Origin of the sequence: Bradyrhizobium sp. STM 3843 (assembly GCF_000239815.1) — a bacterium.
In the GTDB taxonomy this organism is placed as follows: domain Bacteria; phylum Pseudomonadota; class Alphaproteobacteria; order Rhizobiales; family Xanthobacteraceae; genus Bradyrhizobium.
The window spans coordinates 41,931-52,553 of sequence record NZ_CAFK01000116.1 but is presented as its reverse complement, the minus strand read 5'-3'; the positions used below and the strand labels follow the sequence as shown (position 1 = coordinate 52,553).

Annotated in this window: 9 protein-coding genes; 7 read left to right on the top strand and 2 right to left on the bottom strand. The window is 64.8% G+C overall.

The genetic code is table 11. The annotated features are described in order from the left end of the window. Positions 1–176: 176 nt before the first annotated feature. From BRAS3843_RS15095 to BRAS3843_RS15070, 6 genes are all read left to right on the top strand, one after another. Positions 177–1,121 carry an alpha-E domain-containing protein gene (locus BRAS3843_RS15095; protein ID WP_008969809.1) on the top strand — a complete coding sequence of 315 codons (945 nt, stop codon included), beginning with the start codon at positions 177–179 and terminating at the stop codon, positions 1,119–1,121. A 143-nt stretch (positions 1,122–1,264) separates the two neighbouring features. Beyond that, positions 1,265–2,116, top strand: coding sequence for a transglutaminase family protein (locus BRAS3843_RS15090; RefSeq protein WP_008969808.1), 852 nt, complete (start codon positions 1,265–1,267; stop codon positions 2,114–2,116). A 233-nt stretch (positions 2,117–2,349) separates the two neighbouring features. Beyond that, a complete protein-coding gene (locus tag BRAS3843_RS15085; protein ID WP_008969807.1) occupies positions 2,350–2,760 on the top strand; it encodes a carboxymuconolactone decarboxylase family protein in 411 nt (136 codons plus the stop codon). 113 nt (positions 2,761–2,873) lie between these two features. After that, positions 2,874–3,632 (top strand): peptidase, encoded by a 759-nt coding sequence (locus BRAS3843_RS15080; protein ID WP_008969806.1) that lies wholly within the window; start codon positions 2,874–2,876, stop codon positions 3,630–3,632. Between the two features lie 98 nt (positions 3,633–3,730). Further along, complete coding sequence (locus BRAS3843_RS15075; protein ID WP_008969805.1) at positions 3,731–4,486, top strand: SDR family oxidoreductase; 756 nt, start codon at positions 3,731–3,733, stop codon at positions 4,484–4,486. A 228-nt stretch (positions 4,487–4,714) separates the two neighbouring features. Further along, positions 4,715–5,998 (top strand): glycosyltransferase family 87 protein, encoded by a 1,284-nt coding sequence (locus BRAS3843_RS15070; RefSeq protein WP_008969804.1) that lies wholly within the window; start codon positions 4,715–4,717, stop codon positions 5,996–5,998. Position 5,999: 1 nt separating this feature from the next. Here BRAS3843_RS15070 and BRAS3843_RS15065 read toward each other — a convergent pair whose 3' ends face one another. Further along, the gene (locus BRAS3843_RS15065) at positions 6,000–7,226 is read right to left on the bottom strand and encodes an MFS transporter (RefSeq protein WP_008969803.1); all 1,227 of its coding nucleotides are present in this window, start codon (positions 7,224–7,226) and stop codon (positions 6,000–6,002) included. Between the two features lie 113 nt (positions 7,227–7,339). On the opposite strand from BRAS3843_RS15065, the gene BRAS3843_RS15060 reads away from it, so the two are divergent. Further along, on the top strand, positions 7,340–8,590 hold the full coding sequence (locus BRAS3843_RS15060; RefSeq protein ID WP_008969802.1) for a nucleoside transporter C-terminal domain-containing protein: 1,251 nt from the start codon (positions 7,340–7,342) through the stop codon (positions 8,588–8,590). A 10-nt stretch (positions 8,591–8,600) separates the two neighbouring features. Here the strand turns inward: BRAS3843_RS15060 and BRAS3843_RS15055 are convergent, their stop codons facing one another. After that, a complete protein-coding gene (locus BRAS3843_RS15055; RefSeq protein WP_008969801.1) occupies positions 8,601–10,595 on the bottom strand; it encodes an acyltransferase family protein in 1,995 nt (664 codons plus the stop codon). Positions 10,596–10,623 lie beyond the last annotated feature (28 nt).

Sequence of the window (10,623 nt, the reverse complement as noted above, 5' to 3'; positions counted from 1 at the left end):
CGCGCAGAGGGGAGAGGGTGCACCGAGAACGCCGCGAACATGTGTGTTCAAAGTAGCCCCAGAAGCGAGAGGGTCAGAGCCCTCCGCGATTTCGCTTCCGCCTTGGCGCACAGAAAAGCCGCTCCCGGCCCGAGCCAGCGCCACATGCCATTGCCAAACAGCCGATAGAACCGCCCATGCTCTCGCGCACCGCCGAAAATCTCTATTGGCTGGCCCGCTATGTCGAGCGGGCCGAATATCTCGCCCGCACCATCGACGCCACGTTGCGCGTCACCGCGCTTCCCGCCGCCTATATCGGCAAGACCAATGAGTGGGAATCGGCGCTGATGACGGCCGGCGTCAATGTCAGCTTCTTCGAGGTCTATCAGGAGGCCAACGAGCATAACGTCGTCGAATATCTCTCGTTCAATCCGTCCAATTCCTCGTCGATCAAGAACTGCATCGAGGCCGCCAGGCTGAACGCCCGCTCGGTGCGGACAGCCCTGACCTCGGAGATGTGGGACACCATCAACGGAGCCTGGATCGAGCTGCAGGAGGTCTGGAGCAAGGGCACCAAGACGCGCGAGGAGCTGGCGCGTTTCCTGCGCTTCGTGCAGGAAACCTCGCTGCGCTTCGACGGCTCGGCCTACCGCACCATGCTGCGCAACGACGCCTACTGGTTCTCGCGGCTCGGCCTGCATCTGGAGCGTGCTGACAACACCGCCCGCATCCTGGACGTGAAATACCACGTCCTCCTGCCCGAGGAGGAGCATGTCGGCGGCCCGCTCGATTTCTATCAGTGGAGCTCGATCCTGCGCTCGGTGTCGGCGCTCACCGCCTACCATTGGGTGTATCGCGAGACCCTGAAACCCTGGCTGATCGCCGATCTGTTGATCCTCAACGATTCGCTGCCGCGCTCGCTGGCAAGCTGCTACGGCAATCTCGTGCGCAATCTCGACCAGATCGGCGTCGCCTATGGCCGGCAGGGTCCGTCACAGCGCCATGCCCGCGGCGTCCGTAACCGGCTGGAACATTCCAATATGGATGATATCTTCCAGCGTGGCGTCCATGAGTTCATCCAGGAGTTCATCGCCGACAATTCGCGGCTTGGTGAGATCATCACCAAGCAGTATCTGATCTGATCGAGTTAAGGTGAAGGTTCTTGGTCACCGTCATGGCCGGGCGAAGTCCCGGCCATCCACGTCTTGCTTTTCCCTCTCGGCGAGAAACTTCGTGGATGCCCAGGCATGACGATGGATAGACCGGCATTCCATCGGACACGACTATGCGCCTGCGTATCTCGCATACAACCACCTACCGCTACGAGCCGGCGGCCACCGGTGTCATCCAGATCATCCGGATGACCCCGGGCAGCCATGACGGCCAATATGTCGCGGAGTGGCAGATCGACGTCTCGACCGATTCGCGCCTCCAGATGCATGAAGACGCGTTCGGCAACGTCACGCACGTGATCACGCATGGCGCGATCGAGGACCTGACCATCACCGCCGAAGGGCTGGTCGAGACCCACGACACCGGGGGCGTGCTGAGAGGCGCCGACGAGCGCTTTCCTGCGGGCTTCTTCCTGCGCCCGACAGCGCTGACCACGGCCACGCCGGCGATGGCGAGCTTCGTCCGCGAATTGCGCAGCGAGTCCGAGGACGACGTGCTCGGTTTCCTGCATGCGCTGATGACGCAGATCAACGAGCACATGACCTTTGACGAGGATCCGACCAACACCGGCACCTCGGCGGCAGAGGCCTTCGTGCTCAAGCGCGGCGTCTGCCAGGATTATGCCCATATCTTCATTGCCTGCGCCCGTGCCGGCGGCGTCCCGGCCCGCTTCGTCTCAGGGCATTTCCTGCGGTCCGATGGTGCAGCGCACCAGGCGGCCGGCCACGCCTGGGCCGAAGCCTTCGTGCCCGATCTCGGCTGGGTCGGCTTCGATGCCGCCAACTGCATCTGCACCACCGATGCGCATGTGCGCGTCGCCATCGGCCTGGATTATCTGGGCGCGGCACCCGTGCGCGGCACCCGCTATGGCGGCGGCTCGGAGACCCTGACCGTCAAGGTCACGGTGGAACAGGCCGGCCGCGGCAGCGGCCAGTTGCAGTCACAATCGCAGCGGCAGTCGTAATTTTCGGCGCACAGCCTTTGCGCGGATCACTTTCTCCTGGAACGGCGGCATGATCGCACGTGCTGCTTCCGCAACGACGGTGCGCTCCCTCCTTCCGCTTGCGGGCTTGCCTCCGCGCAAGCGCGCGATCGTTGATCCCGCAGACCACCAAGCCATCCGCAGCGAACGGCGCAGCAGGACTGGGTCATGTATGATACCAATCACGCGTGACGGCAAACCAGCGGGACTGGACCATGGCGACTGTAAAACTGCTCTCGGATAATGAACTCTCGCCGGAGGCGCGTGCCGTCTTCGACGACATTCGCAAGACGCGGCAGTCTGATTTCGTCAACAACTTCTGGCGTGCGCTTGCGCACGACCCGAGGACCCTTCGTCGGACCTGGGAAAGCGTCAAAGAGGTGATGGCGCCCGGTGCGCTCGATCCCAAGGTCAAGGAAATGCTCTACGTTGCCGTTTCCATCGCCCATGGCTGCACTTACTGCATTCATTCTCATACCGCGGCCGCACGAGCGAAGGGCATGAGCAACGCGGAATATGCCGAGATGATTGCCATTGTCGGCATGGCTGCCGAGACGAACCGGCTCGTCACGGCGTTGGGTGTGCCGGTTGACGACGCATTCCTCGTCGATCCGGAACAAGGCTGAACAGAGGATCGTAAAGGTCGCGGCATGCCCGTTCGTGCGCGCTGGGAATACGGGGGTTGGACGGTCAGCCGAAATTGGCTAGTAATTCCGGCTCTCAAGTGCGGGGATCGGGCATGACCTACTGCTGCGGAATATTGGTGCGCGACGGCCTCGTGATGATCGCGGACACCAGGACCAATGCCGGCCTCGACAACGTCTCGACCTTCCGCAAGCTGCACATCTTCTCCAATCCGGGCGAGCGGATCCTGGCGATCGCCAGCGCCGGCAATCTCGCCATCAGCCAGTCGGTGCTGTCGACGCTGACCGAGGGGATCGAGGATCCTGACACGGGCGAGGTCGAGACCCTGATGAATGCGCCAACCATGTTTCAGGCGGCGCAGCGGATCGGCAAGGCCATCCGCATGGTCCATGCCACCGAAGGTCCGGCGCTGAAGGCCGAAGATATCTCCTTCGACGTTTCCTTCCTGTTCGGCGGCCAGATCAAGGGCTCGCGGATGCGGCTGTTCATGGTCTACACGGCCGGCAATTTCATCGAGTGCACCACCGATACGCCTTATTTGCAGATCGGCGAGCACAAATACGGCAAGCCGGTGCTCGACCGCGCCATGCATTACGACGTCGAGCTCTATGAGGCGCTGAAGACGGGGCTGATCTCGATGGATTCGACGATGCGCTCCAATCTCGGCGTCGGCCTGCCGCTCGACGTGCTGGTGGTCCGCTCCGACGTCTGCGAGGCCGATCTCAATCATCGCATCGAGGCTGGCGAGCCTTATTTCCACGACCTGCGCTCGCGCTGGTCGGCGGCGCTGCGGGCGGCGCACAACAACATTCCCCGACCGCCCTACAAGACCCAAAGCGAACCGAAGCAGTAGAGCATGATCCGGAAACCTGCGAAGCGGTTTTCCGAAAGAGATCAGGCTCGATCGACACCAAGAAGATCGACACCAAGAAAAATGAAAGGTGAGGAAACATGACCGAGGCTGGACGCAAGATCGCCGTGGTGACCGGCGCAGGTACGGGCGTTGGCCGCGCTGCGTCGCTGGCATTGATGAAGACCGGCTTCACGGTGGTGCTCGTCGGCCGCCGCAAGGAGATGCTGGAGGAAACCGCCAAGCTCGGCGAGCCCGGGATGAGTCTCCCGGTCACCGCCGATATGACCGATCCCGGCTCGATCGCGGCGCTGTTCGCCAAGGTGACGGAGACCTACGGCCGGCTCGATCTGTTGTTCAACAATGCCGGCATGGGCGCGCCGCCGGTGCCGTTCGAGGATCTGCCGCTCGCCCAATGGCAGGCGGTGGTCTCGACCAACCTCACCGCGCCCTTCCTCTGCACCCAGCACGCCTTCCGCATCATGAAGGACCAGAACCCGCGCGGCGGCCGCATCATCAACAACGGCTCGATCTCGGCGCATGCGCCGCGGCCGTTCTCGGCCGCCTACACCTCGACCAAGCACGCCATCACCGGCCTTACCAGGGCCTCCAATCTCGACGGTCGCGCCTATGACATCGCGGTCGGCCAGATCGACATCGGCAATGCCGAGACGCCGATGACGGACCGGATGGTCGCCGGCGTGCTGCAGCCCGACGGCCGGATGATGCCGGAGCCGCGCATGGATTCGAAGGCGGTCGGCGACGCCGTGGCCTACATGGCCTCGCTCCCGCTCGATGCCAACGTCCTGTTCATCACGGTGATGGCCAGCAAGATGCCGTTCGTCGGACGCGGCTGACGGACATCCGTAGCCCGGATGCGCGACGCGACATCCGGGCTGCATTTGCAACGATCCCGACCTGTCCTGCGCGGGCGCGACCCGGCCGCGGCCTGCGCGCGATCCGGGATCAGAGCACCGCGCGGAACATTTTGCACGTTGCTTCAATGGTATCTTAATCGGCAACTTTTAGGATGCTGAGGCTCGCGACCTCGTGCGCGGCGCTGTCCCGCGATCCGAGCTGTGCCCATGCAGCCCTCCGCCATCCTCGGCCAGGCTCCTCTCAGTCGCCTCAAGCGGCTGCTCGAGCTTATGACCCCAGCGGCCGCAAATGAGGCCGATCGCGAGATGCTGCGCGGCCTGGCCATGCTCGGCGGCGGCTTTTTCATCTTCACGTTCCTCACCTTTCTCTGGTCCACGCAGTGGAGCTGGCCGTTCCCGCGCGACGGCTCGACGCTGGTCGTCGGTCGCGATTTCCTGAATTTCTGGATGTATGGCCGCGCCGCATTCACGCCCGATCCGTCGCGCTTCTACGATCTGTCGATCTACAATGATGCGCTCACCGCGCTGCTCGGCGCTGGTTACCCCGGGCAGAACGTGCCCAATCCGCCGAACGCGCTGGTGGTGATGGCGCCGTTCGGACTCTTGAACTACGTCCCGGCCCTGCTCCTCTGGTTCGCCCTCGGTCTGCTCGCCTTCTATCTGGGTTGCCGCAGCAGCTTCGCGGACCGGCGCGCGCTGCTCGTCGTCGCCATCTCGCCGGCGGCGCTGATGTGCATTCTGTCCGGTCAAAGCTCGTTCCTGACCACGGCCGCACTGTTTGCGAGCTTTGCCTTCTTGGACCGCCGGCCGGCGTTCGCCGGGCTCTTGATCGGGCTGCTCACGATCAAGCCGCAGCTCGGCATTCTGCTGCCGGTACTGCTGGTCGCCTCTCACCGCTGGCGCGTCATGGCCTCCGCGGCGGTTGCGGCGGCGGCGCTGTTCGCCGCGAGCGTCGCCATCGGCGGGGTGCAGGGCTGGGTCGACTATGTCACCAAAGCGCTGCCCGTCATGCGCGAGGTGTTGCGCGATCCCAGCGGCATCGCCATGCCGTATCATGCGACGCTGTTCATGAGCTTCCACGGCCTGCTCGGCGATCAGGTGGCGGATGCGATCCAGGCCGTTGCGGCAGTGGCCGCGGTTGCCGCCGTGTATGCCGCCTTCCGCTATCGCAAGCACGGCGATCCGGCGCTGCTCAGGGCTCTGCTGCTGGCCTGCACGATCTGCGCCTCGCCCTATATGGGCACCTATGACGTGCTGCCGCTGACCGCTGCTGCGATAGCTCTGCTAGCTGACGGAAAGCTCGATACGGTCGGCCGGCGGCTGGCTCAGCTCGTCTTCTGGCTGCCCGCGCTGCAACTGCTATTCGGCAATCTGCAGTTGCCCGGGCCGGGCCTGATCCCGGCGGCCTTCGCGCTCTATCTGTTGCGACGGCTGTTTGTGCCGGCAAAAACCGTCCTGCCGGCGCCTGCCTCGATTTCCGTGACCGGCTGAACTATTCGAGACGTTCGACGGCCCGCAGCGCCGGAAACAGCTTCATCCACAACAGCGCAATCGCAATGGTGCCGACGCCGCCGAGCACGGCGGCGGGCATGGTGCCGAACAGCGCCGCGGTGACACCGCTCTCGAACTGGCCGAGCTGGTTGGAGGCGTTGATGAACAGGAAGTTCACCGCGCCGACCCGGCCGCGCATCTCGTTCGGGGTGGCCAGCTGCACCAGCGAGAAGCGGATCACGACGCTGATCGTATCCGCTGCGCCGAGGATCGCGAGCGCGGCGACCGATACCCACATCCAATGCGAGACCGCGAACACCATGGTGGCGGCCCCGAACACGATCACCGCCTGGAACATGCGCAAGCCCACATGGCGGCTGATCGTGTGCTGCGCCAGCACCGCGGTCATCGCGAGCGCGCCGACCGCGGGTGCCGCGCGCAGGATGCCGAGCCCGAGCGGACCGGTCTCGAGAATGTCGCGGGCATAGATCGGCAGCAGCGCGGTGACGCCGCCGAACAGCACCGCGAACAGGTCGAGCGAGATCGTGCCGAGGATCGCCGGGTTCTGCCAGATGAAGCGGACGCCGGCGAACAGGTCGGCATTGGTCGCATCCTCCTTCGGCGCAGGCACGTCGTCGGGCACCTCGATGACGCCGGTGAAGAGCATTCCGAGCAGCCAGAACACGACCATGATGCCGTAAGCGAGACCGGGTGCGACCGCATAGGCGAAGCCGCCCAGCGCGGGACCGATGATGGTCGCGAGCTGGGCCGCCCCGCTGGACAGCGCACTGGCCCGCTGCAGGCTGCCGCTGGGTGCGATCAACGGCAGCAGGGCGGCGGTGGCTGGGCTCTCGAAGGCGCCGGTGATGCCAAGCACGAAGGTCGCCGCGAACAGCTGCAGCTCCGTGAGCACGCCCGCATAGGCGCCCCAGCACAAATAGAGCGCAGTCAGCGCTTCCGCGAGCTGGCAGAGCTGCACGACACGCTTGCGCGGGTAGCGGTCGGCGGCGCTGCCGGCCACGAACACCAGAAGCGCGGTCGGCAGGAACTGAATCAGCCCGACCATGCCGAGATCGAAGGCGCGTCCCGTGAGGTCATAGATCTGCCAGCCGATCGCGACGCCTGCGATCTGGCTGGAGAAGCGCGACAGGCTGCGCGAGAGCAGGAAGAACAGGAACGAGCTTTGCTTGAGCAGCGTGCCCGCGCCGATCGGGATGGTGGAGGACATGGCACGTTTGCGTGACCCAGCACCGGGGCCTTGTCAACTTCAGCCCCGAGGTCTGCGCATGGCATTGCGCTTTGCTATCTGGGCTGCTCATAGTGACCAAACTCGGGGGACCAATGCTACAGCTGCAATCCGCGTTCGGCGTCGTCGCGCTGCTCTTGATCGCCTGGGCGCTCAGCGAGGACCGCCGCGCGGTGTCGCTGAAGCAGGCCGTGCTCGGCCTTGTGGTCACGCTGGTCACCGCGGTGGTCCTGATCAAGGTTCCGGTGGTCGCGCGCGCCTTCGGCGCCATCAACGACGCGGTCGGCGCGATCTCGGCGGCCTCGCGCGCCGGCACCTCCTTCGTGTTCGGCTATCTCGGCGGCGCCGCCCTGCCCTTCGACCTCAAGGCGCCCGGCGCCGATTTCATCCTCGCGTTTCAGGCGTTGCCGATCGTGCTGGTCATGAGCGTGCTGACCACGCTGCTGTTCTACTGGCGCATCCTGCCGCCGATCGTGCGCGGCATGGCGTGGCTCCTGGAGCGCACATTGGGCGTCGGCGGTGCCGTAGGGCTGTCGACCGCAGCCAACATCTTTCTCGGCATGGTGGAAGCGCCATTGTTCGTCCGGCCCTATCTCGCGCAGATGACGCGGAGCGAATTGTTTCTGGTGATGACCGGCGGTATGGCCGGCATCGCCGGCACCGTGCTGGTGCTCTACGCGACCCTACTGGCGCCGCTGATCCCCGATGCGGCCGCGCATTTCGTCATTGCCTCCGTGCTCGGCGCGCCGGCTGCGATCCTGGTCAGCCTGATCATGGTGCCGGAGACCGCGAAACAGCTCACCGGCGGTGCGCTAACCGATCCCGAAATGGACGCTGCGAGCACGATGGACGCCATCGTCAAGGGCACGAGCGCAGGGCTCGAGCTCCTGATGAACATCGTCGCGATGCTGATCGTGCTGGTCGCTTTGGTGCATCTCGCCAACGCGATCCTGTCGCTGTTGCCTGCGATCGGGGGCGCCGACATCTCGCTGCAGCGGCTGCTCGGCCTGGTCATGGCGCCGGTGTGCTGGCTGATCGGGCTGCCCTGGTCGCAAGCCGTCACCGCCGGCAGCCTGATGGGCACCAAGACCGTGCTGAACGAGCTGATCGCCTATGTCGAATTATCCAAGCTCGACGCTGCCGCGCTCGATCCACGTGCCAGATTGATCATGCTCTATGCGATGTGCGGCTTCGCCAATTTCGGCAGCCTCGGCATCATGATCGCAGGGCTCGGCACCATGGCGCCCTCGCGGCGCGAGGAGATCAATGCCCTCGGCTTGAAATCGATCGTCTCGGGCACGCTCACCACCTGCCTGATGGGCGCGATCGTCGGCGTATTGACTTGAGCCATACCCTTTACGGCAGAACCATCTTCAGGCTCGGCGCTACCTTCGCCATCACATAGACCGAGCCTTCGGCCGTCAGATGCGCATGATCGAAGGACAGCGGCAGGCTGTGTTCGGTGAGCGGGCAGCGCTGCTCCGGACAGACGGCATCCAGGACCGAGAGATAGGACAGGCCTTCGCCGACCGGCAACGCGTTGCGCATCATCTGGTCGAGCGCATAAATGTCGGCGCGCACGAATTGCTCCGACGTCGCGGCGATGCCGCGCAGCTGCGCGCGCGCCAGCATGGACGGCAGACGTGCGCGGAACTGCAACGAGGGACCGAGCAGGACGACGGCAATGCCGGCCTCGTTCAGGCGCGTGATGGTCTGCCTCAGATCAGCGATCATGCCGCCAAAGCGCGGCGGCCGGGCATATTCCAGCCAATCCGCCGACATCACCACGAGGTCCGGCTTCTGCTCGCCGAAATAGTCCCGCATCTGCGCGGCGAATGCGCGGCAGGAGGCGAGGCCTTGCGTCTCCGCGCTCAGCGTCGGCATGCAGGCCGGTTGTGTCGCCTGCATGATGTTGATGACCTCAGGATCGAGGCTGGCCTTGAGGCCGTAATAGTAATGTGCGGCAAAGCTGTCGCCCCACAGCAGGATGTTGGTCTTGCCGGGCACCGCAGTCAGGCAGGCGTCACCGAGCCGCCCATCCGATGTCGTGAAACAGGTGCCGTAGCGATAGACCGGCTTCATGTCGTAGTCGTTGTAAGCATCGAGCTGCGCCGCGGCGCGATCGGCCTCGGAGCTGAAGCTGCCCAAGATCTCTCCCACACCGCTGCCGAGGAGCAGCAGCAGGCTTGCGACCGCCGCCATGCTGAAAGCGGCACGCGGGGTCGCGGCCAGGCTGCGGCTGCGGAACGGCTGCTCGACATAGCGCCAGGACAGATAGGAGACGCCGACCGTCAGCGCGAACAGCGCGGCCTTTTCGTGAGCCTCGAGCACGAGGCCGGGCTTGGCAAAGCGCGCAAAGGCGAACAGCGGCCAATGCCAGAGATAAAGCGAATAGGAGATACGGCCGAAGAACTGCAGGAGCGACAGCGGCGACAGCGCGCCGCGCGCGGGGCTCGCGACACCAATCCCGCTCCAGATGAACATGGCCGCGCCGAGGCACGGCGCCACGGCGTTGAGGCCGGGAAAGCCGGGCCCTGGCCGCAGCGACAGGATCGGGATCGCCATCAGCAGCAGCGACAATCCGCGTGCGCTTCGCTGCGCGAGCCCGGGCCGCGGCTGCCGCACGCCCGGCAGCGCCACCAGTCCGCCGATCAGGAATTCCCACGCCCGCGCCGGGCTCAGGAAGAAGGCGCTCGCGGACGCGCCGTCGCGCATCAAAATGAGACCGAGCGCGAATGAAGCTGCGGCCAGCATCACCAGCGTGATCGGCAGCACCAGTCGGCGGCCGTGGGCGAACCGCAGCACGCCCCAGATCAGGACCGGCAGCACCAGATAGAACTGTTCCTCGACCGCAAGCGACCAGCTGTGCAGCAGCGGCTTCTCCACCGCTGCGCGATCGAAATAGCCCGACTGCTGCCAGAAGAAGATGTTCGAGGTGAAGGTGACGACCGCAACAGCGGAGCGGAAGAATTCGGCGCGTTCGGAGTTGAGCAGGAAGTGCAATGACGGCAGCGCGGTCAGCACCACCATGACATAGAGCGCCGGCAACAGCCGGCGCAGCCGCCGCTCATAGAATCCCGTGAAGGAGAAGCGGCCCTGCGCGATCTCGGATTGCAGGATGCCGATGATCAGATAGCCGGAGATGACGAAGAAGATATCGACGCCGACGAAGCCGCCGAAAATTCCCGGCGTCTCGAAATGGAAGGCGACAACGGACAGGACTGCGATGGCGCGCAGCCAGTCGATATCATCCCGATGTCCAGGGCTGGCGACATCGTCGAGATAACGCGCCGCCGGGAATGACGCGCCTGGGAAGGATACCGATCGGAACTGGGCGGCTATTGACGACAACGGAACGCATACGCCTGACACAAGCCCA

Bases quoted from the DNA above. Each gene is read 5' to 3' on its own strand.
- BRAS3843_RS15095 (WP_008969809.1), top strand. From the start codon at position 177: ATGCTCTCGCGCACCGCCGAAAATCTCTATTGGCTGGCCCGCTATGTC.
- BRAS3843_RS15090 (WP_008969808.1), top strand. From the start codon at position 1,265: ATGCGCCTGCGTATCTCGCATACAACCACCTACCGCTACGAGCCGGCG.
- BRAS3843_RS15085 (WP_008969807.1), top strand. From the start codon at position 2,350: ATGGCGACTGTAAAACTGCTCTCGGATAATGAACTCTCGCCGGAGGCG.
- BRAS3843_RS15080 (WP_008969806.1), top strand. From the start codon at position 2,874: ATGACCTACTGCTGCGGAATATTGGTGCGCGACGGCCTCGTGATGATC.
- BRAS3843_RS15075 (WP_008969805.1), top strand. From the start codon at position 3,731: ATGACCGAGGCTGGACGCAAGATCGCCGTGGTGACCGGCGCAGGTACG.
- BRAS3843_RS15070 (WP_008969804.1), top strand. From the start codon at position 4,715: ATGCAGCCCTCCGCCATCCTCGGCCAGGCTCCTCTCAGTCGCCTCAAG.
- BRAS3843_RS15065 (WP_008969803.1), bottom strand. From the start codon at position 7,226: ATGTCCTCCACCATCCCGATCGGCGCGGGCACGCTGCTCAAGCAAAGC.
- BRAS3843_RS15060 (WP_008969802.1), top strand. From the start codon at position 7,340: ATGCTACAGCTGCAATCCGCGTTCGGCGTCGTCGCGCTGCTCTTGATC.